General features: G+C 71.2%; 23 protein-coding genes. 7 read left to right on the forward strand and 16 right to left on the reverse strand.

Annotation, left to right across the window (positions count from 1 at the left end; all coding sequences use genetic code 11):
• Positions 1-63 precede the first annotated feature (63 nt).
• Positions 64-1,197: a TDT family transporter gene (locus ACODT5_RS25200; protein ID WP_422521534.1), complete on the forward strand. Its 1,134-nt coding sequence runs from the start codon at positions 64-66 to the stop codon at positions 1,195-1,197.
• A gap of 37 nt (positions 1,198-1,234) precedes the next feature.
• Here ACODT5_RS25200 and ACODT5_RS25205 read toward each other — a convergent pair whose 3' ends face one another.
• Positions 1,235-1,954 carry a helical backbone metal receptor gene (locus tag ACODT5_RS25205; protein ID WP_422521535.1) on the reverse strand — a complete coding sequence of 240 codons (720 nt, stop codon included), beginning with the start codon at positions 1,952-1,954 and terminating at the stop codon, positions 1,235-1,237.
• A gap of 4 nt (positions 1,955-1,958) precedes the next feature.
• Positions 1,959-2,612: a helix-turn-helix domain-containing protein gene (locus tag ACODT5_RS25210; RefSeq protein WP_422521536.1), complete on the reverse strand. Its 654-nt coding sequence runs from the start codon at positions 2,610-2,612 to the stop codon at positions 1,959-1,961.
• Positions 2,613-2,821: 209 nt separating this feature from the next.
• Between ACODT5_RS25210 and ACODT5_RS25215 the strand changes: the two genes are divergently transcribed.
• From ACODT5_RS25215 to ACODT5_RS25235, 5 genes are all read left to right on the forward strand, one after another.
• Positions 2,822-3,727 carry a 5'-3' exonuclease gene (locus ACODT5_RS25215; RefSeq protein ID WP_422525020.1) on the forward strand — a complete coding sequence of 302 codons (906 nt, stop codon included), beginning with the start codon at positions 2,822-2,824 and terminating at the stop codon, positions 3,725-3,727.
• 61 nt (positions 3,728-3,788) lie between these two features.
• On the forward strand, positions 3,789-4,637 hold the full coding sequence (locus ACODT5_RS25220; protein WP_422521537.1) for a siderophore-interacting protein: 849 nt from the start codon (positions 3,789-3,791) through the stop codon (positions 4,635-4,637).
• A 75-nt stretch (positions 4,638-4,712) separates the two neighbouring features.
• Positions 4,713-6,275, forward strand: a complete 1,563-nt coding sequence (locus tag ACODT5_RS25225; protein WP_422521538.1) for a serine hydrolase — start codon at positions 4,713-4,715, stop codon at positions 6,273-6,275.
• 30 nt (positions 6,276-6,305) lie between these two features.
• On the forward strand, positions 6,306-7,277 hold the full coding sequence (locus ACODT5_RS25230; RefSeq protein ID WP_422521539.1) for an RluA family pseudouridine synthase: 972 nt from the start codon (positions 6,306-6,308) through the stop codon (positions 7,275-7,277).
• A 177-nt stretch (positions 7,278-7,454) separates the two neighbouring features.
• Positions 7,455-9,056, forward strand: a complete 1,602-nt coding sequence (locus ACODT5_RS25235) for an IS1634 family transposase (RefSeq protein WP_422520030.1) — start codon at positions 7,455-7,457, stop codon at positions 9,054-9,056.
• Between the two features lie 24 nt (positions 9,057-9,080).
• On the opposite strand, the gene ACODT5_RS25240 is transcribed toward ACODT5_RS25235, so the two are convergent.
• The 13 genes from ACODT5_RS25240 to ACODT5_RS25300 all read right to left on the reverse strand — a co-directional run bounded on the left by ACODT5_RS25240 (position 9,081) and on the right by ACODT5_RS25300 (position 22,220).
• Positions 9,081-9,731: a TetR/AcrR family transcriptional regulator gene (locus ACODT5_RS25240; RefSeq protein WP_422521540.1), complete on the reverse strand. Its 651-nt coding sequence runs from the start codon at positions 9,729-9,731 to the stop codon at positions 9,081-9,083.
• Positions 9,732-9,821: 90 nt separating this feature from the next.
• Entirely contained in the window at positions 9,822-12,674 is a 2,853-nt protein-coding gene (locus ACODT5_RS25245; protein WP_422521541.1) for a DEAD/DEAH box helicase, read from the reverse strand.
• Between the two features lie 413 nt (positions 12,675-13,087).
• Positions 13,088-13,645 carry a diacylglycerol kinase family protein gene (locus ACODT5_RS25250; RefSeq protein WP_422521542.1) on the reverse strand — a complete coding sequence of 186 codons (558 nt, stop codon included), beginning with the start codon at positions 13,643-13,645 and terminating at the stop codon, positions 13,088-13,090.
• 61 nt (positions 13,646-13,706) lie between these two features.
• Positions 13,707-14,672 carry a twin-arginine translocase subunit TatC gene (gene tatC, locus ACODT5_RS25255; protein WP_422521543.1) on the reverse strand — a complete coding sequence of 322 codons (966 nt, stop codon included), beginning with the start codon at positions 14,670-14,672 and terminating at the stop codon, positions 13,707-13,709.
• 61 nt (positions 14,673-14,733) lie between these two features.
• Positions 14,734-15,033 carry a Sec-independent protein translocase subunit TatA gene (gene tatA, locus ACODT5_RS25260; protein WP_422525021.1) on the reverse strand — a complete coding sequence of 100 codons (300 nt, stop codon included), beginning with the start codon at positions 15,031-15,033 and terminating at the stop codon, positions 14,734-14,736.
• 170 nt (positions 15,034-15,203) lie between these two features.
• A complete protein-coding gene (locus ACODT5_RS25265; protein WP_266910160.1) occupies positions 15,204-15,404 on the reverse strand; it encodes a hypothetical protein in 201 nt (66 codons plus the stop codon).
• Positions 15,405-15,430: 26 nt separating this feature from the next.
• Positions 15,431-15,643 (reverse strand): CpXC domain-containing protein, encoded by a 213-nt coding sequence (locus ACODT5_RS25270; RefSeq protein WP_356507732.1) that lies wholly within the window; start codon positions 15,641-15,643, stop codon positions 15,431-15,433.
• 23 nt (positions 15,644-15,666) lie between these two features.
• The gene (locus tag ACODT5_RS25275) at positions 15,667-16,695 is read right to left on the reverse strand and encodes a helix-turn-helix transcriptional regulator (RefSeq protein WP_422521544.1); all 1,029 of its coding nucleotides are present in this window, start codon (positions 16,693-16,695) and stop codon (positions 15,667-15,669) included.
• Between the two features lie 122 nt (positions 16,696-16,817).
• Positions 16,818-17,780 carry a helix-turn-helix transcriptional regulator gene (locus tag ACODT5_RS25280; protein WP_385373498.1) on the reverse strand — a complete coding sequence of 321 codons (963 nt, stop codon included), beginning with the start codon at positions 17,778-17,780 and terminating at the stop codon, positions 16,818-16,820.
• Between the two features lie 159 nt (positions 17,781-17,939).
• Positions 17,940-18,317 carry an FKBP-type peptidyl-prolyl cis-trans isomerase gene (locus ACODT5_RS25285; protein WP_399380600.1) on the reverse strand — a complete coding sequence of 126 codons (378 nt, stop codon included), beginning with the start codon at positions 18,315-18,317 and terminating at the stop codon, positions 17,940-17,942.
• A gap of 49 nt (positions 18,318-18,366) precedes the next feature.
• The gene (locus tag ACODT5_RS25290) at positions 18,367-19,305 is read right to left on the reverse strand and encodes an FKBP-type peptidyl-prolyl cis-trans isomerase (RefSeq protein WP_422521545.1); all 939 of its coding nucleotides are present in this window, start codon (positions 19,303-19,305) and stop codon (positions 18,367-18,369) included.
• Between the two features lie 137 nt (positions 19,306-19,442).
• A complete protein-coding gene (pafA, locus tag ACODT5_RS25295; protein WP_053678744.1) occupies positions 19,443-20,804 on the reverse strand; it encodes a Pup--protein ligase in 1,362 nt (453 codons plus the stop codon).
• A 102-nt stretch (positions 20,805-20,906) separates the two neighbouring features.
• Positions 20,907-22,220: an MFS transporter gene (locus ACODT5_RS25300; protein ID WP_422521546.1), complete on the reverse strand. Its 1,314-nt coding sequence runs from the start codon at positions 22,218-22,220 to the stop codon at positions 20,907-20,909.
• Between the two features lie 146 nt (positions 22,221-22,366).
• On the opposite strand from ACODT5_RS25300, the gene ACODT5_RS25305 reads away from it, so the two are divergent.
• A complete protein-coding gene (locus ACODT5_RS25305; protein ID WP_422521547.1) occupies positions 22,367-23,368 on the forward strand; it encodes a LacI family DNA-binding transcriptional regulator in 1,002 nt (333 codons plus the stop codon).
• 62 nt (positions 23,369-23,430) lie between these two features.
• Here ACODT5_RS25305 and prcA read toward each other — a convergent pair whose 3' ends face one another.
• Positions 23,431-24,195, reverse strand: a complete 765-nt coding sequence (prcA, locus tag ACODT5_RS25310; protein WP_422521548.1) for a proteasome subunit alpha — start codon at positions 24,193-24,195, stop codon at positions 23,431-23,433.
• Between the last annotated feature and the right edge of the window lie 14 nt (positions 24,196-24,209).

The raw sequence follows: 24,209 nt of genomic DNA on the forward strand, positions 1-24,209 counted from the left end.
CTTTATGCCCTCATAGGAAGAGACCCTCTGCCGTCCGGCCCCGCACGGCGGGACGCTGGATCCATGGCCACCACCCTCGTACGCCCCCGTCCCACCACCTCCGGGACCCTCCGCACCGCGGCGGCCCACAAGGCTCCCTCCCTGCGGCACCTCGGCCCCAACTGGTACGCCTCCGTCATGGGCACGGCGATCATCGCCAACGCCGGCGCGACCCTCCCGTACCAACTCCCCGGCCAGCGCGTGGTCTGCCAGGTCTTCTGGGTGCTGGCCGCCACCGCCCTCGCGGTCCTGCTGACCGCCCGGGCCGGCCACTGGCTCCACCACCGCGACCAGGCCCGCGCCCACCTCCTGGACCCCGCCGTGGCCCCCTTCTACGGCTGCCTCTCGATGGCCCTGCTGGCCGTCGGCGGAGGCGCGCTCATCGTCGGCAAGGACCTCATCGGCGTCCCCGCCGCCGTGGCCGTGGACACCGTCCTGTTCACCGCGGGCACCGCCATAGGCCTCCTCGCGGCCGTCGCCGTCCCCTACCTGATGGTGGTCCGCCACAAGGTGGAGGCCCACCAGGCCACCCCCGTCTGGCTGCTCCCCGTGGTCGCCCCCATGGTCTCCGCCGCGCTGGGCCCCCTGCTCATCCCCCACCTGCCCGCCGGCCAGGCCCGCGAGGCCATGCTGCTCGGCTGCTACGCGATGTTCGGCCTGAGCCTGCTGGCCACCCTGCTGCTGCTCCCCCTGATCTTCGGCCGGCTGATCTTCCACGGCCCCCTCCCCCTGGTCCTCACCCCGACCCTGTTCCTGGTCCTGGGCCCCCTCGGCCAGTCGACCACCGCGGTGAACTCCCTCGCGGACATGGCTCCCCAGTCGATGGCCGGCCCCTACTCCGGCGCCTTGTCCGCCTTCGCGGTCGTCTACGGGGTCCCCGTGATGGGATTCGCCCTGCTGTGGCTGGCGCTGGCCGCGGCGATGCTGCTGCGGGCCGCCCGCAACGGCATGGGGTTCGCCATGACCTGGTGGGCGCTGACCTTCCCCGTCGGCACCTGTGTCACCGGCGCCGCCGGACTGGCCCGGCACACCGGCCTCACCGCCTTCTCCTGGCTGGCCGCGGCCCTCTTCCTGGCCCTGCTGACCGCCTGGCTCCTGGCCGCCGCGAACACCCTGCGCGGCCTCGCCACCGGCCGCCTCCTGGCCGCGCCCCGCTAGGGCAACCGGCCCTCGCAGCCCGCTAGGGCAGGACCCGCTAGAGCGAAGCCCGCAGAGCCGCCGCCAAAGCCGCCGGGGCCTCGACCAGCGAAGGGCCGTACCAGGTCAGGTGACGGCCGTCGACGAACGCGGCCGGGATGCCGGGGAAGGCCTCGGGCCCGTCCGCGGCGGTGAACCGGTACGGCTCGTCGGGGAACACCACGAGCTCGCAGCCGGCGGCGGCCAGCTCGGCCGCCGGGATCCTCGGGTACCGCTCCGCGTGCCCGGCGTAGGCATTGCGCACCCCGAGGCGGGCCAGCAGGTCCCCCGCGAAGGTGTCCCGGCCCAGCACCATCCAGGGCCGGCGCCAGATGGGCACGAAGGCCGTCCGAGCCGGTCCGGCCGGCTCCGCGCGGGCCCACGCGGCCTCCGCGTCCGCGAGCCACCGGGGCCGCTCCAGCCCCATGGCCCCCACCAGCACCCGGTCCAGTTCGGCGAACGCCTGCGGCAGGTCCCGTACCTCGGTGACCAGGACCTCCAGCCCGGCCTCCCGCAGCGCCGCCAGGTCAGGGGCCCGGTTCTCCTCCTCGTTGGCGAGGACCAGATCCGGGCGCAGCTCCGCGATCGCCCGTACGTCGGGGTTCTTCGTCCCCCCGATGCGCGCCACGTCCCCCAGGGCGGCCGGGTGGGTGCACCAGTCGGTCACCCCGGCCAGCGCCCCGGGCGCGCTCACGGCCACCGCCTCGGTCAGGGACGGCACCAGCGAAACGACCCGCATCCGGTCAGTGTCCTGGCGAGGGCGGCTCGGAGGTCGCGTGGATGTGCTCGCCGACCGCGACGATCAGGATCCGGGTGTCCTCGGTGACGGCCCGCCAGCGGTGGCGCACCCCGCCGGACAGGAACAGCGCGTCGCCGTTCTCCAGCCGGTACGCCCGCCCCTCGGCCTCCACCTGGCAGGCGCCCGAGACCACGTACATCAGCTCGTCGTTGCGGTGCTGGTACTCGCGGCCCGCGTCCTGGTCCCCGGTGAACTCCAGCGCGTGCAGCTGGTGGTGCCCGCGCACGAGGGGCCGTACGCCGGGGACGGGGGTCAGCGCGGACTCGTCGCCGGCCCGTACGAGGTCCACGGTGCGCGCGGTGTCGGAGGCGGCCAGCAGATCGACGGCCGTGGTCTCCAGCGCGTCGGCCACCCGCTCCAGGGACCGCATGCTGGGCCGGGCCCGCTCGTTCTCTATCTGGCTCAGGAAGGGAACCGACAGTCCGCTGCGCGCGGACACCGCGGCGAGGGTGAGGTGCAGGGCCCGGCGTCTCTTGCGCACGGCCACACCCACCCGCAGCGGTTCCTTGGCGTCCTTGTCCCGGTCCCGCTCCTTGTCGTCCGTGCCGGCCGGCGCTCCGCGCCCGTTCTTTCCGTCGGTGCCGTCCCTGTCGTCCATGGCGGGGCTGCCCTCCCCTTGTTCCGGGTTTCCGGTGTTCCGGGTGTTCCGGTCCGTCGCACATCGCACATCGCACATCGGTGTGCTGTAAGCACCTTACGCAGCAACCGGCCCCGGTTTCGCGCTCAAGAGCAGAGGAGGCCGTACCTGCGCCACTTTCCGTTTCCCCTCAGTGCATCATCGTGACCGTGACGACGACACGACGCCTGATGCTCCTGGACACCGCTTCCCTCTACTACCGCGCGTACTTCGGCGTGCCGGACTCCGTGAGGGCCCCCGACGGCACTCCGGTCAACGCAGTCCGCGGCCTGCTCGACTTCATCGGCCGCCTCGTGCAGGACCACCGGCCCGACGACCTGGTCGCCTGCATGGACGCCGACTGGCGGCCCCACTGGCGGGTGGAGCTGATCCCCTCCTACAAGGCCCACCGGGTCGCGCAGGAGACCGAGAGCGGTCCGGACGTCGAGGAGACCCCCGACACCCTTGCCCCGCAGGTCCCGATCATCGAGGCGGCCCTGGACGCCTTCGGCATCGCCCGGGTGGGGGTCGCCGGGTACGAGGCCGACGACGTGATCGGCACCCTGACCGGTCGCGCCACGGGCCCGGTGGACATCGTCACGGGCGACCGGGACCTGTACCAGCTGGTCGACGACGCGAAGCAGCGCCGCGTGCTGTACCCGCTGAAGGGCGTGGGCACCCTCCAGGTCACCGACGAGGCCTGGCTCCGCGAGAAGTACGGGGTCGACGGCCCCGGCTACGCGGACCTGGCGCTGCTGCGGGGCGACCCGAGCGACGGCCTGCCGGGCGTCCCCGGCGTCGGCGAGAAGACGGCGGCGAAGCTGCTGGACGCCTACGGGGACCTGGCCGGAATCATCGCCGCCATCGAGGACCCGAAGTCGAAGCTGACCCCCACCCAGCGCAAGCGCCTGGACGAGTCCAGGGATTATCTAGCGGTCGCCCCGAAGGTGGTACAGGTCGCTTCGGACGTTCCGCTTCCATCGTTCGACCCGGCGCTCCCGGCCGTTCCCGCCCAGCCGGATCTCGTCGCCGCGCTCGCTCACCGGTGGGGCCTGAGTGGCGCAGTTGAACGTCTAAGCAGCGCACTGCGCCCGTGAGGTGCTAACTTAGGTAATCCTAAGCTTAACGGAGTCAGGGTCGGAAAGTCAGGGAGACGTCGTGGCAGAAGGACGCGCCCGCAAGGTCGGCACCGCAGTGGTCGTGCGGACCGAGCGGTTGAGTCCGCACATGGTGCGGATCGTGCTGGGCGGTGCGGGGCTGGCCGGATTCGGTGCGGGCAGGTACACCGACCACTACGTGAAACTGCTCTTCGCACCGACCGGCGTCACCTACACCACCCCCTGGGACCTCGACCGGATCCGGGCGGCCCATCCCCGCGAGGAATGGCCGCGCCAGCGCGCGTACACGGTGCGCGCCTGGGACCCGGTCCGCCTGGAGCTGACCCTCGACTTCGTGGTCCACGGCGGCGAGGGACTGGCCGGCCCCTGGGCTGCCCGCGTCCAGCCGGGTGAACTCGTACGCTTCCTCGGTCCGGGCGGGGCCTACGCCCCGGACCCGGTCGCCGGCTGGCACCTCCTGGTCGGCGACGAGAGCGCCCTTCCGGCGATCGGCGCCGCGATGGAGCGGATGCCCGCCGGGGCGCGGGTCCACGCGCTCGTGGAGGTCGAGGGCCCGGACGACGAGCAGGAGATCGCCACTCCTGACGGCATCGTCCCGGTCTGGATCCACCGCGGCTCCCGCCCGATCGGCGAGGCGCTGACCGAGGCGGTCCAGGCCCTGGCCTTCCCCTCAGCCGACGTACACGCTTTCGTGCACGGCGAAGCCGGCTTCGTCAAAGCCCTGCGCCACCACCTGCGCATCGACCGCGGCATCCCGCGCGAGCGCCTGTCCATCTCCGGCTACTGGCGCCTGGGCCAGACCGACGAGGGCTGGCGTGCGATCAAGCGCGACTGGAACGCGGAAGTCGAAGCCGAGCAGGAACGCACCCTGGCCTCCGCCGCCTCCTGACTCGGCGGCTCCCCGGAAGCCGCATCGGACGGCTTCCCGGGAGCGGCATCACCCGTTCGGCGGCACAATGGGCGCATGCGTACGCTCCGCGCATTCACGGCAGCCGGAGCAGCCGCCCTCCTGGCCACGGCCGGGACCGCGACCGCCGCTCCGAGCCCGCCGCCCGCGCCCACCGCCCAGCTCACCGACGCCCAAGTCGACACGGCGGTGGGGCGTCTCGATGCGACGGTCGCCGAGATGATGCGCCGCACCGGGGTCCCGGGCGTCTCCGTCGCCGTCGTCCACGACGACGAGGTGGTCTACCTCAAGGGCTTCGGCCTGCGCCGCGTCGGCGACCCGGCCGCGGTGGGCCCCGACACCGTCTTCCAGGTCGCCTCGCTCTCCAAGCCGATCACCTCCACCATCGCCGCCGGGGTGCTCAAGGACCCCGGCGACTTCGACCGGCACGCGGAACTGCCCGGCTTCGCCCTCAAGGACCCGTGGGTGACCTCCCACGTCACCACCGCCGACCTGTTCTCCCACCGCAGCGGCCTGCCCGACCACGCCGGCGACCTCCTCGAGGACCTCGGCTACGACCAGGCGTACATCCTCGACCACCTGCGCCTGGCGCCCCTGTCCCCCTTCCGCGCGAGCTACGCCTACACCAACTACGGATTCACGGCCGCCGCCGAGGCGATCGCCCGTGCCCAGGGCGCCACCTGGCAGAAGCTCAGCGCCGACACCCTCTTCAAGCCCGCCGGCATGACGCACACCAGCACCGAGTTCCAGGCCTTCGTCGACGCCCCCGACCACGCCTCCACCCACGTGAAGGCCGCACCCGACGGCAAGAAGGGTGACGGCACGTGGATCCCGCGCTACGTCCGCGACCCCGACGCCCAGGCCCCGGCCGGCGGGGTGAGCAGCACCGCCCGCGACATGTCCCGCTGGCTGCGGCTCCAGCTCTCCGGCGGCACCCTCGACGGCAAGCGGATCATCCCCGCCGACACCCTGGCCCGCACCCACCTCCCCGAGATCGTGTCGCAGCCGCCCGCCTCCCCCACCGGCCGCACCGGCTTCTACGGGCTGGGCTGGAACGTCAACTACGACGACGCGGGCCGCCTGCGCCTGAGCCACTCCGGCGCCTTCGAACTCGGCGCCAACACCAGCGTCAGCATGCTCCCGCTGGAGAAGCTCGGCATCGTCGTCCTCACCAACGGCGCCCCCGTCGGCCTCCCCGACGCCGTCGCCGCCGACTTCTTCGACACCGCCGAACACGGGAAGGCCACCACCGACTGGCTGGCCCTGACCGGCGCCCTCTACGCACAGATCAACGCGGAGGGCCGCTCCCCCACCGACTACGCCCACCCGCCCACCGGGGCCGAGCCCGCCGGCGAGGACTCCGCGTACACCGGCACCTACGACAACCCCTACTACGGCAAGGCCACCGTGGCCGCCACGAGCGGGGGCGGGCTGACCCTGTCGCTCGGCCCGGAGCCGATGGTCTTCCCCCTCACCCACTACGACGGGGACACCTTCAGCTTCGAGACCGCCGGGGAGAACGCGGTCGGCCGCACCGGAGTGTTCTTCTCCCCCGCCGACCGCACGGTCCGCATCGAGTACCTGGACGCCGACCACCTGGGGACCTTCACCAGGGGCTAGTCCGTCCCCCGGCCGCATAGCCTGTACCCGGTGAAGCGCAGATCCCACATCCCCGACGCGCCCCTGCCCCAGGTCTCCGGCATCGACCCGGTCCGCATGCGGCTGCCCCCCGACCCGGACGGGACCTGGCCGGACCTCGGCTCCTACCTCACGGCACGCTACGAGGGCACGCGCGGCGAGGAGTCCATGGCCCGCCTGCTGCGGGACGGCCGGGTGCTGGGCGCCGGCGGCCGGGTGCTGCGGCCGCAGGACCCGTACGAGCCGGGCGGCTTCCTGTGGTTCCACCGGGACATGCCGCCCGAGCCCGTGGTGCCCTTCCCCATCGGGGTCGTCTACCGCGACGAGCACCTGCTGGTGGCCGACAAGCCGCACTTCCTGGCCACCACCCCGCGCGGCAGCCACGTCTTCCAGACGGCCCTGGCCCGGCTCCGGGTGGAGCTCGGCCTGCCCGCGCTGAGCCCCGCGCACCGCCTCGACCGGATGACCGCCGGGCTGGTGCTGTTCAGCATCCGCCCCGAGGACCGGGGCGCGTACCAGCTGATGTTCCAGGAGCGGCGGATCCGCAAGGAGTACGAGGCGCTCGCGCCCCACGACCCGGCGGTGGAGTTCCCGCGGACCCTGCGCAGCCACATCGAGAAGGTGCGCGGGGTGATGGCGGCGACGGAGGTCGCGGGCGCCGAGCCCAACGCCGAGACCCTGGCCGAACTCCTCGCGGTCCGGGGGGACACCGGCCGCTACCGGCTGACCCCGCACACCGGGCGCACCCACCAGCTGCGGGTGCACATGAACAGCCTGGGCCTGCCGATCCTGGGCGACCCGGTCTATCCGGTGGTCCGCGATCCGGCGCCCGACGACTACCGGCGTCCGCTCCAGCTCCTGGCCCGCACCCTGGAGTTCACCGATCCGGTCACCGGGATCGCGCACCGCATCGAGAGCGCCCGCACCCTGCGGGCCTGGGAGGACCGGCCGGGCTGGGAAGAGGGATCCGGGGACGGCGCCTAGGACCGGGGAGACCCAGGCCGTCTAGCCCCGTACTTCGCGGGTCGTTGATTCGTATGGTGTGACCGGTCCGGGAGTGTCCCGGACCGGTCGTGTGGCGTTGGGCCGGGTGTGTCGATGACTTCCCGGTCCCCGCGGCCACGGTCCCAGCGTCAGCGCCTTGAAGTTGTGGTGACGTCCGTGGTGGAAAAGCGTCTGGGCGCTCTGCCTGTCGCTGCCGAGTTTCTGCGCCGGCTGGACGTGGCCGGAATCGTCGATGAGGTGTGTCCGGGCGGCGCGAGCGCCCATCTGACGCACGGGCAGGTCATCGAGGCGCTCGTGGCCAACCGGCTGACCTCGCCCGCACCGCTGGTGCGGGTCGGGGACTGGGCCCGGACCTGGGCGGTGGAAGAGGTCTTCGGCATCACGCCGGACCTGCTCAACGATGATCGTCTGGCCCGCGCGCTGGACGCGATCGCCCCGAAACTGGAGGTCATCGCGGGCACGGTCGGCGCCCGGGCGATCACCGAGTTCGGGATCGACGTCTCCCGGCTGCACTGGGACATGACCAGCATGTCCGTCCACGGAGCCTTCCCCGCCGAGGACCAGGACGAGCAGTACCCGCTCATCGGCTGCAACGGGCATCCCAAGGACCGGCGGGTGGACCTGAAGCAGGTCCAGGCCGGGCTCGCGGTAGCGGCCGACGGCGGTATCCCCGTGCACTCCCGGGTCTTCGACGGCGCCGCGGCCGAGGTCAGCCAGGTCGTTGGAGCGATGAAAGACCTGAAGACGATGGCCGGCACCCACACGTTTTTGATGGTCGCCGACTCCAAGCTGGTGTCCTACTCCAACATCACCGCCCTGCTGGAAGCCGGGGTGGAGTTCATCGCTCCCGTCCCGGCCGCCCAGATCAAGGACGAGGTCTACGCGGCCCTGGATCTCGGGCGGGCCGAGCCTGTCGACTGGGTGCCCGAGCGGGACGAAAGGAAACCGGAGGCGGAACGCGAGACATACCGGGTTCTGGAGGACACCCACACGTTGACCGGCCGCCGCAAGAGCGACCCGTCGCTCACGGTGCGCCGGATCCTGGTCCACTCCACCGCCGTCGCGGCCGGCCAGCAGGCAGCCCGGGCCAAACGACTGGCCAAGGCCGCCGAAGACCTCGACAAGCTCACCGCCGCAGCGGGCGGACGCCACTACAAGACCCGGGAGAAGATCGTCGCCCGGATCGGCGTCGTCACGGCCAAACGCCGCGTCACCTCCTGCCTGCGCTGGCACATCACCGCCGACGAGCACGGCACCCCCGGCCTCACCTGGAACTTTGACCAGGACGTGCTGAAAGCCGAAGCAGCCGTCGACGGCTGGTACGCGCTCATCACCAGCGTCCCGGCCGGGAAGGCCGGCCCGGCCCAGGTCCTGATCCACTACAAGGGCCAGGGCGCGGTCGAACGGCGTTACCACGACTTCAAGGGCCCCCTCGCGGTCGCACCGGTATTCGTCCAGCACAACCGACGCGTCGCCGCGCTGATCCAGGTCATCTGCCTGGCCCTGCTCGTCTTCTGCCTGATCGAACGGCAGGTCAGACGCGCGCTCGGCCCCGAAGAAACCATGGCCGGCCTCTACCCGGACAACCGCCGGGTCCGCCCCACCGGCCGAATGATCCTCTACCACCTCGGCGAACTCACCCTGCGAATCGGCAACGTCACCGACCCGCCAACCGTCCAGATCAACCGCGGCGTCCAACTCCACCTCCTCGACCTCCTCGACACCGACATCACGCAGACTCGCTGGCCACAGACCTGAAACGCTCACCCGCGAAGTACGGGTCTAGCGGGCGACGTCCGCGATCCGCAGCGCCGCGTCGGCGGTGGCCTCCGCGAAGGCGGCCACCGGGCGCGCCGGATCGGAGCGGTGGATCAGCATCACGCCCTCGATGAGGCCGAAGACGAGGTCGTTGCGGAGCACCAATCCGGCCCGGTCACCGGCGAGTTCGGCTCCGGCGCGGGTCCCGTCGAGCAACTCCCGGTAGATGCCCTTGAGTTCCTGGCGCATCCGGCGAAAGCGCGCGAAGCGCGCACCGGAGACCTCGGGCAACAGGTAGAGCGCGCCCAGGTTGTACGGCCCGCCGCACAGCAGCATCACGTCCGAGCGGCACAGCTCCCAGAGCCGGCGGCCGGCGGGCCGGTCCGTTTCCCGGACCAGCCGGCGGGCCAGTTCCAGGGAGGGCGCGACCGTGGACTCCAGGAGTTCGGCGAGGAGTTCCTCCTTGCCGCCGAAGTAGTGGTACATCGTGGCCTGGCGCATTCCGGCCCGTTCGGCCACCGCCCGCGTGGTGGTGGCCGCGTACCCCTTGACCGTGAACAATTCGGCCGCGGCGTAGAGGAGTTCTTCGCGCGGCGGTCGCCCGCTCGCGGGTCTCAGCTGATCGGCGCGCGGCCGACCGACCCGTCTCGGCCCATCGTCCGTTCCACCAGTCATGGCCCGATTTTCCCACAGGACACGCAGAAGTGATCATGGCAAGAGATGAGATCCGGCCATGACCACTTCTGGAGGAACATCCAAATCCGGCTAGCCCACCGAGCTGTAGGCCACCACACCGCGCAGCAGCGCGTCCACCGCCTTGCGCGCGTTCCGGGCCACCGTGCTGCCACCCTCGGAGGAGGGCGGAGCCGAGGAGGAGGGCGCCGCGGCGGCCACCTGCCCCAGCACGTCGATGACCTGCTTGCACCAGCGCACGAAGTCACCGGCCGGCATCTCCGCCTCGCGCAGCACCTCGTCCAGGCTCTTGTCGGAAGCCCACTGGTACACCGCCCACGCGAAGCCGAGGTCCGGCTCGCGCTGGCCCACGCCCTCCGCCTGGTTGATGCCGTGCTCCTCCTCCAGCGCGTCGAGCCGGCCCCAGATGTGGACCATCTCGCCGAGCGCGGCCTTCGCCGCGCCCCCCGGCACCTTCGGCGCGACCGCGTCGTCGGACTGCCGCGCCTCGAAGACCAGCGCCGAGACGCAGGCGGCCAGTTCGGCCGGGCTCAGACCCTCCCAGATGCCGGCCCGCAGGCATTCCGACGCCAGCAGGTCGAGCTCGCCGTAGAGCCGGGCGAGCCGCCGCCCGTGCGGGGTCACCTCGTCCTCGCGCAGGTAGTCCAGGTCCGTCAGCAGCGCGTGGATCCGGTCGAAGGTGCGGGCGATGGTGTTCGTCCGGCCCTCGATGCGCTGCTCCAGCTGCCGCGTGTCCCGCTGCAGCCGGTGGTAGCGCTCCGCCCAACGGGCGTGGTCCTCGCGCTCGTCGCAGCCGTGGCACGGGTGCGCCCGCAGCGCGGTGCGCAGCCGCATGATCTCCCGGTCGTCGGCCGCCGCCGCCCGCCCGCCCGCGCGGCGCTCCACCGTGAGGTGCCCGGCCTTGGTCCGCAGCTGGGACGCCAGGTCCCGACGGGACTGCGGGGAACGCGCGTTGAACGTCTTGGGGATCCGCATCCGCTCGATCGCCTCGACGGGGACCGGGAAGTCGATCCCGGCGAGCCGCTTGACCTGCCGCTCCACGGTGAGCACCAGCGGGCGCGGACCCTCGGTGTACTCGTGCCCGCGGTGCCCGTTGGACCGCCCGGCCGGCACGCCCGGGTCCAGCACCAGCGCCAGCCCGGCGAACTTGCCCGTCGGGACGTGGATGATGTCGCCCGGCTTGAGCTTCTCCAGCGACGCCGCCGCCTGCGCCCGCCGCTGGGCCGCCCCCTGCTTGGCCAGGTCGTTCTCGCGGTCCTTGAGGTCGCGGCGCAGCCGCGCGTACTCCTCGAAGTCCCCGAGGTGGCAGGTCATGCCCTCCCGGTAGCCGTCCAGGCCCTCCTCGTTGCGCTGCACCTGCCGGGAGATCCCGACGACCGAGCGGTCGGCCTGGAACTGCGCGAAGGAGGTCTCCAGCAGCTCGCGCGAGCGGTGCCGCCCGAACTGCTGGACCAGGTTGACGGCCATGTTGTACGAGGGCTTGAAGCTCGAGCGCAGCGGATACGTACGGGTACCCGCGAGCCCGGCCAGACCCGCCGGGTCCATCCCCCGCTGCCACAGGACCACCGCGTGGCCCTCGACGTCGATGCCGCGCCGCCCGGCCCGGCCCGTGAGCTGCGTGTACTCGCCGGGGGTGATGTCGGCGTGCTGTTCGCCGTTCCACTTGACGAGCTTCTCCAGGATGACCGTGCGCGCCGGCATGTTGATGCCCAGCGCCAGGGTCTCGGTGGCGAAGACCGCCTTCACCAGACCCCGTACGAACAGCTCCTCGACGACCTCCTTGAAGGTGGGCAGCATGCCCGCGTGGTGCGCGGCGATGCCCCGCTCCAGTCCTTCGAGCCACTCGTAGTACCCCAGGACGTGCAGGTCCTCGGTGGGGATGGAGGCCGTCCGCTCCTCGACGATCTCGCGCACCTTGAGGCGCGCCGTGTCGTCGTTGAGCCGCAGGCCCGCGTACAGGCACTGCTGGACGGCGGCCTCGCAGCCGGCCCGGCTGAAGATGAAGTTGATGGCGGGCAGTAGCCCGTCGCCGTCGAGCCGGGCGATGACCTCGGGGCGCGAGGGGGTCCAGATCCGGCCGCGGGAGCGCCGCTCGCGCTCGCGGTCGGCCTCGCGGACCATCTTTCCGCGCCGCCGGTCCTTCGGGCCGTACCGGCTGCTGTTCTCCTCGCGCGCCATCCGCAGCAGATCGGGGTTGACCTCGCGGCGCGCGGAACCGCGGCCGCCGTGGTCGGACCCCTCCTCGAAGAGGTCGTAGATCCGCCGGCCGGCCATGACGTGCTGCCACAGCGGTACGGGCCGCTCCTCGGAGACGATCACCTGGGTGTCGCCGCGCACGGTGTCGAGCCAGTCGCCGAACTCCTCGGCGTTGGAGACGGTGGCGGAGAGCGAGACCAGGGTCACCGACTCGGGGAGGTGAATGATCACTTCCTCCCAGACGGCTCCGCGGAACCGGTCGGAGAGGTAGTGCACCTCGTCCATCACCACGTACCCCAGACCGACCAGCGCCCGCGAGCCCGCGTACAGCATGTTGCGGAGCACCTCGGTGGTCATGACGACCACCGGAGCGTCGGAGTTGACGCTGTTGTCACCGGTGAGCAGGCCGACCTTGTCGGCGCCGTAACGCTTGGCGAGGTCGGCGTACTTCTGGTTCGACAGGGCCTTGATGGGCGTGGTGTAGAAGCACTTGCGGCCCTGCTGGAGGGCCAGGTGCACGGCGAACTCGCCGACGATCGTCTTGCCCGAGCCGGTCGGTGCGGCGACGAGGACGCCCTTGCCGGCCTCCAATGCCTTGCAGGCCTCGATCTGGTAGGGATCCAGGTCGAATTCGTACATCTCACGGAAGGGCGCCAGGGCCGTGGCCTCTTCGGCGGCGCGGATCCGGGCAGCGGCGTACCGCTCGGCGGGAGAAAGTTCTTCGGTCATCTTGTCATCGAGCCTACCCGCCGCCCCTGACAACAGTCGCGATCTTTTGCGCGGGCCCGGACGGGCCCGGCCGCCCTACGCCAGGAGCCGCAGGGCCGCCGGGACGCAACTCGCGCTCACCTGGGGCGGTCCGAGGGGCTCCCCGTCCGGATTGGCGGTGAGCCCCTCGGACCGCCTCTGGCACGACCTTCGCGGTCAGCGGACGCGTTCACCCTCGGCTGGCCGAGGTGGGTGCCCTTTTGAAGCTCTCTCCCGCCTGCACGGCGGGAGACTCCCCCCTGGGTCGCCCCGGCGGGTTTGACAGCACTTACGTCCGTCCGTCGACGATCCTCCCGACCGCCGGGCAGGTCAGTGACCTCCCACTGCCCGACAACCTGCCTACTGCCGACGGGTGTTCACACCGCAACAGAGAGCTACGGCACTCTGCAGCGGAATGGGGACCGCGAAAGCGGTGCCCCGGAATGGTGCGCAGGTGGTCTCCAACCGGACAGCCCATCACCCTCCCCCGAGTCGAAACCGGAGCACAGCACGGTCCCGTACCAGGTGCCTCCACCGGCCGCACCGGCCCCGGCCCCGTCCACCCGGCCGAGGTCGATCTCCCGGAACCGGCCCTCCTTGAGCGCCTCGGCGGCCAGCCGGCCCGCCCGCGCCGGTTCCCGTACGGGCAGTCCCATCGCGCGCGCGAAATCGTTCCCGGTGCCCACCGCGACCACCCCGAGCGGCACCAGCGTCCCCGCGAGCGCCTGCAGCGCGAGGGACACCATCCCGTCACCGCCGACCGCGATCACCGCTCCGGTGCCCTCGCGCACCGCGGTGCGCAGCCGGGCCAGGGCGTCGGGGGCATCGCCGCCGACCACGGTCCGCACCGAGAAACCGGCCCCGCGAAGCGCGGAAGCGGCCGGCTGCGCGGCGTGCGCGGCCCGGCCGCTTCCTGCGGTGGGATTGACGAAGAGGGTGATCTCAGCACTCACCCGCGGCGGGGGCACCTCCCAGCGTAGCTGGGGGCGTACCCGCCGGGCGGACCCGCGTCGATCAGGTGGCGTCGTCGTAGCCGTTGATCCGCCGGCGTCCGCCGTCGGCCTGCTCGGGCAGCGCGCCCGGGGCCGCCACGGCCTCGACCGCGCCCACCTCAGCCGGGGTCAGGTCCACCGCGGAGGCCTCGTCGTCGTCGAGGCCCGCATCGGGGTTGTTCCGTGCCCGCCTGCGGTCGTTGAGGTAGCAGAACAGGAGCGCGACGAAGTACAGGGCGACGATCGGCGTGGCCAGCGCCAGCATCGTCAGCGGGTCACCGGTGGGCGTCGCGAACGCGGCGAACAGGGTGATGCCCAGCACCATGGCCCGCCACCAGCTCGCGAGCCGCTTCGCGCTCAGCACCCCGGTGACGTTGAGCAGGATCAGCAGCAGCGGCAGCTCGAAGGCCAGGCCGAAGACGACGACCATGCGCGTGACCAGGTCGAGGTAGTCGTCGACCGGCAGCAGGTTGCTCGCGTTGTCGGGGGTGAACTCCAGCAGGATCACCGCGGTCTGCGGCAGGACGTTGTACGCGAGGACGGCGCCGGCGCCGAACAGCGGCGCGCCGACCGCCACGAAGGCCACGGCGTACTTCTTCTCGTTGTTGTGCAGACCCGGGGCCACGAAGGCCCACAGCTGGTACAGCCACACCGGGGCGGAGAGCACGAGACCCGCGGTCAGCGAGACCTTCAGGGCGATGGAGAAGGGCGCGATCAGGCCGTTGACCGTCATCGCGGCACAGGGATTCCCGTTGCGCTGCGCGACCACGCCGTTGGCACAGCCGACGGAGTCCAGGATCGGCTTCATCATGAAGTCGATCAGGTCCTTGTAGAAGAACGCGGCCACGATGGTGACCACGAGGACCCCGAGGACCGCCTTCATCAGCCGGTTTCTCAGCTCACGCAGGTGCTCGACAAGAGGCATCCGCCCTTCGGCGTCCTTTGCCTTCTGGTCCTGCTTCTCCTGCTTGCGGGCAGACTTGAGCAACCCACGTCCCTTGTCTCGTTGCAGTTGACTGGTGCGAGCGCGGCCGCCGGAGCGGCCGCCGTCAGCCCTGCTTGGTGTGGTTGGGCTCGTTCACGGGGCGGGCGCTGGTGACGTCACCGGGCGAGGCCTGGATCGTGCGCGGGGCCGTGGCCTGCTGCTGGGGCGCCGGGTCGGCTACGGAAGCGGCGGTGGCGGCGTCCTCGGCCTCCCCCTCCTTCTTCATCGCCTTCGCCTCGCTCTTGAGGATGCGGGCGGACTTGCCGAGCGAGCGGGCCATGTCGGGAAGCTTCTTGGCACCGAACAGCAGGAAGATCACGGCGACGATCAGGAGGATTTCGAGGGGCTTCAGGTTGCCCATAATGTGTCTCTTCCTTCTCACCGAAACGGCTGGTTGTGGTAGTCAAGACGGCTCGGACCGAGATCGGCGAGCCGTTCTGACATCGATCGTAACCCCCGGGGGTTAACGCCAGGCAATCCCCTGGGGCATCACCGCTTGCGTGGTCAGACAGTACGACGGTTGCCCGACGATGGCTATGGCCGCACGGAGCGCCCGGCCCTGGCCAGGCCCGTAGCGGCCCGCTCGAGATCCGCGGAGGCCTCCGCGATCCGCCGCCCGGCGTCCGCGACCTGGACGGAGAGCCTGCGCACCTCCACGAAGACCCGCACGGCGAGCACGGCGAGGACGGCGACCCCGAGGAAGCCCAGAGCGATTGCGAACATCGGCCACAGCATGCAACGAGCCTAGGCCACCCACCGGCTCACACGCTGCGCAGGGTGCTCACGCCGCCACCGGTCAGCAGTTCCACGATGCGCTCACCGGCCGGTTTGCGGACCGGGGCCCCGCACTCGGGACAGGTGAAGGAGTAGAAGGTCGTACGCCGGCTCCCGCCGATGGCGAGGCGCAGGGCGCCCGCGTCCAGCTCGAAGCGGGCCCGGCAGTCGGGACAGGACGCCTTGAACGCGACCGACATCGCGCGGATCCCCCCTCGGCCCTTCAGCCCTGTTCCCCTGTGCCGCTCCCGACCGCCGCGTCCCCGGCCGCCGCGTTCTCCCCGACCGCCTGGCCCTCGTACGCGGCGAGCGCCTCCCGGGCCGCCCGGCGGGCGCTGTCCGCCAGCTCCACCGGGGCCACGATCCGCCCCTCGCGGCCCAGCCGCAGCGCCAGGCGCCGCAGCGAGCCCGGGTCCGGGGTCCGCAGGGTGATCCGCAGACCGCCCTCGGGCAGCTCCTCGGCACTGTCGTGCGGGTAGTACTCGGCCACCCAGCGCCCGCCCGGACCCACCTCGACCACGACCTCCGGGTCCTCGGCGGCCGGCTGGACCAGCCCCTCGGACAGGTCGCGGGGCTCGATGGCGGGCGGATCGGCCCGCTCGTCGAGCAGCCGGATCTCCGCCACCCGGTCCAGGCGGAAGGTGCGCCGGGCCTCGGAGAGGTGGCACCACCCCTCCATGTACGTGTGCCCGACGGCGAACAGCCGGATCGGGTCGACCTTGCGCTCGGTGAGCTCGTCGCGCGCGGGCGAGTAGTAGCGCAGCCACAGCCGGCGCTGCTCGGCGATGGCCCGGTCCACGTCGGCGAAGACCCCGCCCTCGGACTCGAAGGTCACCGAGAGCCGGGAACTGGCCCCGGCCACCTCGCCCGCGGCCGCCTCCAGCTTCGCGGTGGCCCGCAGCAGTGCCTGGCGGTCCCCCTCGCGCAGCCCCGGCAGCGTGGCCACGGCCCGGGCCGCCACCAGCAGCGCCGTCGCCTCGTCGGCGGCCAGCCGCAGCGGCTCGGCGGTGGACTCCCCCGACGCGTCGGGGTTGCGCCACCAGATGCGCTCCCCGTCGGTGTCGATGTCGAGCAGGTCACCGCCCCGGAAGCTGGTCCCGCACATGGGCAGCACGTCGAGGTCCGAAATCAGCTCGTCCTCGGTGATCCCGAAGGCCCGGGCCACGTCCGCGACGTGCGCACCCGGGCGCTCGCGCAGGTACGTCACCAGGGACAGCATCCGGCGCGTCTGGTCGATGGCGTTGGCAGCCATGCTGGTACGTCTCCCCCTCAGGGCGTTGCTCACTGATCTTGCCCGGTCCACCCGGCCCACCCGGCCCAAACCGCTCCCGCACGGATCCGCGCGCCTGCGCACGGCCCGCCGACGGACCGGCCCTAGCCCTTGGCCACGGCCCGCAGCCGGTCCACCACGTCGGCCCGCAGGTCGGCCGGCTCCAGCACCACGACATCGGGGCCGAACTCCACCAGCCAGGCGTCCAGCCCGTGCCCGTACGGGATCTCCAGCTCGTCCCAGCCCTCGCCGCCGGCCCCCTCGCGCACCGCCGCGGCCTTGGCCCGCAGCGGATAGCCCGCCCCCGCCCGCAGCCGGATCAGCGCGGAACGCTCCGCGCTTTCCCCGGCCCACCTCGCCACGGTCTCCCGTACGGTCACCACGTCCGGGACCTCGGCGGTGTACTTCGCGGCGCGCGAGCGGACCTTGCCCGTGATCCGGGAGAGCCGGAACACCCGCTCCGCCCCGCGGTCGCGGTCGAAGCCCGCCAGGTACCAGTGGCCGCGCCAGCACTCCAGGGCCCACGGCTCGACCTGACGGGTCTCGGGGCGGGCGGCGGTGGACTTGCGGTAGTCGAAGACGACCGGGCGCCGGTCGCGGCAGGCGAGCATCAGCGGCTCGAAGGCCGCCTCGTGCACCGGGATCCGCGGTTCGATCGCACTGTGCTGGCCCTCGTACGGATCCGAGGCCTCCGGCATGCCGCCGGCCCGCAGCTTCTGCAGGGCGCCGCTGGCCGCCCCGGCGAGCCGGGCCTGCTGCCACACCTTGGCGGCGAGCCCCAGGGCCGCGGCCTCCTCGGCGTCCAGCGCCACGGGCGGCAGCCGGTTTGAATCGCGGCGGGCCAGGTAGCCGGTGTCGCCCTCCAGGTTCTCGACGGTCTCGATGACCAGCCCGAGCTCCCGCAGATCATCCTTGTCCCGCTCGAACATGCGGTTGAAGGACTCGTCGTTCCCGGCTTCCATGTAGGCCTCGATGGAACCGCGCAGTTCCCGCTTGCTGAGCGGCCGACGCGTCCCCAGCAGACACAGCGCCAGATTCATCAGCCGCTCGGCCTTGGCAATCGCCATCGACGCCCATCCGCCCTTCCAGACCTTCGAGTCGTGTCCCCGGTACACCCTCGTGACCGCTGACCGTACCGCCCCGACGGTCCTGGGCAAAAGCGAGGGCCCCTGCCTTCAAGACCAGGGGCCCCGCACACTTCACAGCATCACTTCACGACGGACCGATCAGGCGCCCATCAGGTCGCACACGAAGATCAGCGTCTCGCCCGGCTTGATGGCAGCGCCGGCGCCACGGTCGCCGTACGCCAGGTGGGCCGGGATGACCAGCTTGCGGCGGCCGCCGACCTTCATGCCCTGGATGCCGGTGTCCCAGCCGGAGATGACCTGGCCGATGCCGAGCTGGAACTGCAGCGGCGCGCCGCGGCCCCAGGAAGCGTCGAACTCCTCACCGGTCGAGTAGGCCACGCCCACGTAGTGGACGGAGACCCGGGAACCGGCCTTGGCCTCGGCGCCCTCGCCCTCCCAGAGGTCCTCGATCACGAGGTCCGCCGGGACCGGGAAATCGGGGAAGTCGATCTCGGGCTTCTCGAGCTTGTCGCTCACGGAACTGCTCCTCAAAAAACTTACGAACAGGGGGACAACCTGGACAGTCTTACACCACGGTGAGGATGTCGAGACTGAAGACCAGGGTGGACTTGGCCGGGATCGCGCCCTGCTCCTTGTCGCCGAAACCCTGGTCCGGCGGGATGACCAGCAGGATGCGGCTGCCGGCCTTCTTGCCGACGATCCCGTCCTTCAGGCCCTTGACCTGGAGCTCCGAGAGCGGCCACGTCACCGTCGTGTCGGTGCCGTACGTGCTCTCGAACGTCTTGTCGTCCTTCCACGTCTTGCCGTTGAACTTGACGACGACGCTGTCGGTGTCCTTCACGACCGCGCCGGTGCCCTCCAGGACGTAGTTCGACACGAGCTTCGCCGGCGGCTCGGTGCCCTTCGGGACGGCCACGGAGACTTCCTTGCCGTCCGTGTTCGTACCGACCTTCGGCAGGGCGGCGTCCGTCTGCGGGACCTCCTTGCCCGTGGCCGAAACCGGGACCGAAGTGCCCTTGACGATGTCCACGACGAAGACCAGCGTGGCGTTCGGCTTGATCTTGTCGCCCGAGCCCTGGTCGCCGTAACCGAGGTCCGGCGGAATCACGAGCTCCAGACGGCTGCCGACCTTCTTGCCCTCGAGACCCTGGTCCCAGCCCTTGATGACCTGGCCCGCACCGATGGTCACGTCGAACGGCTTGCCCTTGCCGAAGCTCTGGTCGAACGGCTCCGTACCGTCCCACACCTGGCCGAGGTAGTTGACCTGGGCGATGTCGCCCTTCTTCAGCGCCGGGCCGTCACCCTCGCTGACGGTCACCACCTTCAGTTCCTTCGGCGGGGTGCCCTTCCCCTTCGACAGGGTGGGGGTCTCCCCGAACTTGGCACCCTTCGTGATCGCGGGCGCCCCGTTCTTCATCTCGGCGGAATCGGAGCCGCTGTCGCCACAGGCCGCTGTCGACAGCAGCAGAAGGGGTACGACAAGCAGGCCGGCAAGTCGGCGCACGTGTTCCTCAGATCTCAGACGGCACATAGGTCGTCGCCACTCTAAGGCGTGGACAGGGCCCCGTACGAGATCCGTACGAGGCCCTGGCCAAGATCAGTGCTATGTCACACGACGCCTCACGGCGCCCTATAACCCACTCACATCCCCGCGATCAGCTTCTCCACCCGGTCGTCCACCGACCGGAACGGGTCCTTGCACAGCACCGTCCGCTGCGCCTGATCGTTCAGCTTCAGATGCACCCAGTCGACCGTGAAGTCCCGCCGCTGCTCCTGCGCACGACGGATGAAGTCACCCCGCAACCTCGCCCTGGTCGTCTGCGGAGGCACCGACTTGCCCTCGAAGATCTTCAGGTCGTTGCAGATCCGCGCCGCCTGCCCCTTGCGCTCCAGCAGGTAGTACAGCCCGCGCCTGCGGTGGATGTCGTGATACGCGAGGTCTATCTGAGCCACCCGCGGATTCGACATCGTCATGTTGTGCTTCGCCCGGTACCGCTCGATCAGCTGGTACTTCATCACCCAGTCGATCTCGGTCCCGATCCGGTCCAGGTCCTCCGCGTCGATCGCGTCCAGCGTCCGGCCCCACAGCTCCAGGACCTGGTCCACGACACCCGTACGGATGCCCCGGCGCTCCGCGAAGTCCACCGCCTTGTCGTAGTACTCCCGCTGGATCTCCAGCGCGGAGGCCTCCCGGCCGCTCGCCAGGCGCACCTTGCGCTGACCCGTGATGTCGTGACTGACCTCGCGGATCGCCCGGATCGGGTTCTCCAGCGTCAGGTCCCGCATCACCGTGCCCGCCTCGATCATGCGCAGCACCAGATCGGTCGCCCCGACCTTCAGCAGCATGGTCGTCTCGGACATGTTCGAGTCGCCCACGATCACGTGCAGACGCCGGTAGCGCTCCGCGTCCGCGTGCGGCTCGTCCCGCGTATTGATGATCGGCCGCGAACGCGTCGTGGCGGAACTGACGCCCTCCCAGATGTGCTCGGCCCGCTGACTCACGCAGTAGACCGCGCCCCGGGGCGTCTGCAGCACCTTGCCCGCACCACAGATCAGCTGCCGCGTGACGAGGAACGGGATCAGAATGTCCGCGAGCCGGGAGAATTCCCCGTGCCGGGCCACCAGGTAGTTCTCATGGCAGCCGTACGAGTTTCCCGCCGAGTCGGTGTTGTTCTTGAACAGATAGACGTCGCCCGCGATTCCCTCCTCGTGCAGGCGGCGTTCGGCGTCGACGAGCAGGCCCTCGAGAATGCGCTCGCCGGCCTTGTCGTGGGTGACCAGTTCGATCAGGTTGTCGCATTCGGGAGTTGCATACTCCGGATGCGAACCCACGTCGAGGTAGAGGCGGGCGCCGTTCCGCAGGAAGACATTGCTACTGCGGCCCCATGACACAACACGGCGGAAGAGGTAGCGCGCCACTTCGTCAGGAGACAGTCGGCGCTGTCCCCTGAACGTGCACGTGACGCCGTACTCGTTCTCCAGCCCGAAAATGCGGCGGTCCATGACTGAACATTACGCCTTCTGCTCTGTTCTGAAACCGAGTTCGCAGGCGCCGTTTCGATCATTTTCCCGAGAGACCACCCCACCACCCGCCCGCCGACCCGCCTAAGACCCCGTCACCGAGGCCTCCGCAGAGCCCTCCAACGGCCCCGCCGAACCCGCCGCCGAACCCGCCACCGAGCCCCCCGCCGACGGCCCCGCCACCGAACCCGGCACGGAACCCGCCACCGCACGACTCGCACCCGGCCGCGCCAGCACCCGCTGAGTGACCGTCAACACCAGCAGCGCCGCGAAGCCGGCCACACTCGCCACCGCGAAACCCGCCGCCGTACCCCCGGCCTCCACCGAAGGACCCGCCACCGCCGTACCGATCGCCGCACCCACCCCGAAGAACGTCACCAACCACGAGAACGCCTCCGTCACCATCCCCGCCGGAGCATGCCGGTCCACCACGATGAACGCACACGCCAGAGCCGGAGCCAGGAACACCCCCGCCAGCGCCGCGAACCCCGTCATCGCCACCACACCCGGCACCAGCATCAACGGCAGGTAACACACCGCCAGCAACGCCACCAGCAAACACAGCCGCCGCTCCGGCGCCCCCGCCCACTGCCGCGCCCCGTACAGCACACCACCGAACAGCGCGCCCAGACCCAGCGCCGCCATCAGCCAGCCGTACACCGCCTGACCACCGTGCTCGTCCGCGTACGCCACACCCGCCACCGTGATCGACCCCAGCGCCGTCCCCACGAAGAAGAACGCCCCCAGCAACGCCAGCAGACCCGGCGACCGCAGCGCCCCCAGCCAGTGCGCCTCCCGCGGCTCCGAACGCCACGTACGCGAAGGCTCCGACACCACGACCGACAACGCCCCCAGCACCCCGATCCCGCTGAGCACCAGCAGCGCCACCGCCGGATCCCACAACGCCACGCACAGCGTCACCAGCAACGGCCCCACCGTGAACATGACCTCCTGGGCCACCGCGTCCATCGCGTACGCCGCATGGACCCGCTCCTCCTTGCCGCCCAGCACGCTCGGCCACAGCGCCCGCAGCCCGCCCTCCAGCGGCGGCGTGAACAGCCCCGCCACCACCACCGCCGCGTACGCCACCGCCACCGAACCGGTACCGGCCAACGCCAGCCACACCATGCCCAGCGCCGACACCACCGCCGCCGGCAACTGCACCCGCGGCTGCCCGAACAGGTCCACCGCCCGCCCCAGCAACGGCTGCCCCACCGCGTTCGACACCCCGTACGCGGCGGCGAGGGCCCCCGCCAGGCTGTAGCTGCCACCCTCCGCCCGAACGAACAGCACGATCGCGATCGGACCCACCGCATTCGGCAGCCGGCCTATGAGCGTGCCCACCAGCAGCCTCGCGGCATGCCGGGTCCTGAGCAGCTCCGCGTAACCCGCGGCCATGTCCGCCCCCTCATCCGCCCGGACCCAGCCGGGCACACCCAAGTAATACGTATAACGTGACCGGTCATACGTACCATGACCACAGTCGGACGGTCCACCCACCCGACCCCCACACCCCCCGCGACCTCGCACTACAGGAGCACCGTGTGACGAGACCCACCAGCCGCGACGTGGCCACCGCCGCCGGAGTCTCCCAGGCCACCGTCTCCCTCGTCCTCGGCGACAAATGGCGCGGCCGCGTCTCCGAACGCACCGCCGGCCTGGTCCGCGAAGCCGCCACGACCCTCGGCTACCGCCCCAACCTCGCCGCCCGCAACCTCCGCCTCGGCTCCACCCGCACCGCCCTCCTCGTCGTCCCCGCCCTCACCAACGAATTCTTCGCCCGCGTCTACACCGGCGCCGCCCGCATCGCCGCCGAACACGGCTTCGGCGTCGTCCTCTACCCCTCCCCCGACGGCACCGGCCCCGCCCGCGACCCCTTCGCCTCCGCCCGCGCCGCCCTCGACGGAGTCATCGCCTCCTCCATGGCCGCCGACGCCCTCCACGCCCTCGGCGGCGACGCACTCCCCCTCGTCATGCTCGACAGCGACCCCACCGCCGACACCGCCCACGCCCACGTCAACCTCGCCATCGCCGACGGCATGCGCCAAACCACCGAACACCTCCTCACCCACGGCCACCACCGCTTCCTCCACCTCGCCTCCGCCATCGACTCCTGGACCTTCACCGTCCGCGCCAACGCCCTCGCCGCCCTCCTGCCGCCCCCCGCCGAGCTGCGCACCGTACGGGCCCACCTCAGCGTGGAAGCCGCCCGTACGGCCATGGAGACCGCCCTGGACACCCCCGCGGACCGCCGCCCCACCGCCGTCGTCTGCGACGACGACATCCTCGCCGCCGGCGCCTGCAAAGCCGCCCGCCGCCTCGGCCTGCGCATCCCCGAGGACCTCTCCGTCACCGGCTTCGACGACCTCGCCCTCGCCACCGCCGTCGAACCGGAACTCACCACCGTCCACCTCCCCGCCGAACGCGTCGGCGAACAGGGCATGACCGCCCTCCTCGCCGTCCTCGAAGGCACCCCCTGGACCCCGGTCGACATCCCGGTCCACCTCGTCGTCCGCGACTCCACGGGACCAGCCCCTCGCGTCTGAGTCCGGGAACGCGAAAGCGCCCCCGACCCGAAGGCCAGGGGCGCTCACACTCACTGCGACTTCTACTCGGCTTCCTCTTCGGGAGCCTCGTCGTTCGAGACGGCATCCGCCTGAGCGGCCGCCGGAACGTCCGCCTCCAGCAGCCGCGACAGCTGCCGGCCGCGGATCCGCTTGAACTTGCGCTGCTGGGCCCGCGTACGGTCCAGCACCGCCACCTCCAACCGCTCCGTCGGAATCGACTTGTCCGTACCGTTCGCCTGGCTCGACAGCGCCTGCACCGCCAGCTTCAGCGCCTCGGACAGGGTCATTCCGTCCTGGTGCCGCTGATCGAGGTACGTACTGATCTGCTCGGCGTTCCCGCCAACGGCCACCGACCCGTGCTCGTCGACGATCGACCCGTCGTGCGGCAGCCGGTAGATCTGGTCGGCGGCAGCCGTCGCGCCGACCTCGGCCACGACCAGCTCCACCTCGTACGGCTTCTCCCCCGCACTCGAGAAGATCGTGCCGAGCGTCTGCGCGTAGACGTTCGCCAGCCCACGGGCCGTCACATCGTCACGGTCGTAGGTGTATCCACGCAGATCGGCGTACCGCACACCACCGATGCGCAGGTTCTCGTACTCGTTGTACTTGCCGGCGGCCGCGAAGCCGATCCGGTCGTAGATCTCGCTGAACTTGTGCAGCGCGCGGGACGGGTTCTCACCGACGAACACGATGCCGTCGGCGTACTGGATGACAACGAGGCTCCGACCGCGGGCGATGCCCTTGCGGGCGTATTCCGCCCGGTCGGCCATGGCCTGCTGGGGTGACACATAGAACGGAGTCGACACCGGCTTTCCGTCCC

This window comes from Streptomyces tatrensis, assembly GCF_049310065.1.
In the GTDB taxonomy this organism is placed as follows: domain Bacteria; phylum Actinomycetota; class Actinomycetes; order Streptomycetales; family Streptomycetaceae; genus Streptomyces.

Coding starts and splice junctions, on each gene's coding strand:
- ACODT5_RS25275 (WP_422521544.1), bottom strand. CDS start 16,695: ATGGCTGCCAACGCCATCGACCAGACGCGCCGGATGCTGTCCCTGGTG.
- ACODT5_RS25300 (WP_422521546.1), bottom strand. CDS start 22,220: ATGGCCGCGGGTTACGCGGAGCTGCTCAGGACCCGGCATGCCGCGAGG.
- ACODT5_RS25265 (WP_266910160.1), bottom strand. CDS start 15,404: ATGCTGTGGCCGATGTTCGCAATCGCTCTGGGCTTCCTCGGGGTCGCC.
- ACODT5_RS25200 (WP_422521534.1), top strand. CDS start 64: ATGGCCACCACCCTCGTACGCCCCCGTCCCACCACCTCCGGGACCCTC.
- ACODT5_RS25205 (WP_422521535.1), bottom strand. CDS start 1,954: ATGCGGGTCGTTTCGCTGGTGCCGTCCCTGACCGAGGCGGTGGCCGTG.
- ACODT5_RS25225 (WP_422521538.1), top strand. CDS start 4,713: ATGCGTACGCTCCGCGCATTCACGGCAGCCGGAGCAGCCGCCCTCCTG.
- ACODT5_RS25215 (WP_422525020.1), top strand. CDS start 2,822: ATGCTCCTGGACACCGCTTCCCTCTACTACCGCGCGTACTTCGGCGTG.
- pafA (WP_053678744.1), bottom strand. CDS start 20,804: ATGGACCGCCGCATTTTCGGGCTGGAGAACGAGTACGGCGTCACGTGC.
- ACODT5_RS25210 (WP_422521536.1), bottom strand. CDS start 2,612: ATGGACGACAGGGACGGCACCGACGGAAAGAACGGGCGCGGAGCGCCG.
- ACODT5_RS25240 (WP_422521540.1), bottom strand. CDS start 9,731: ATGACTGGTGGAACGGACGATGGGCCGAGACGGGTCGGTCGGCCGCGC.
- ACODT5_RS25270 (WP_356507732.1), bottom strand. CDS start 15,643: ATGTCGGTCGCGTTCAAGGCGTCCTGTCCCGACTGCCGGGCCCGCTTC.
- ACODT5_RS25280 (WP_385373498.1), bottom strand. CDS start 17,780: ATGGCGATTGCCAAGGCCGAGCGGCTGATGAATCTGGCGCTGTGTCTG.
- ACODT5_RS25245 (WP_422521541.1), bottom strand. CDS start 12,674: ATGACCGAAGAACTTTCTCCCGCCGAGCGGTACGCCGCTGCCCGGATC.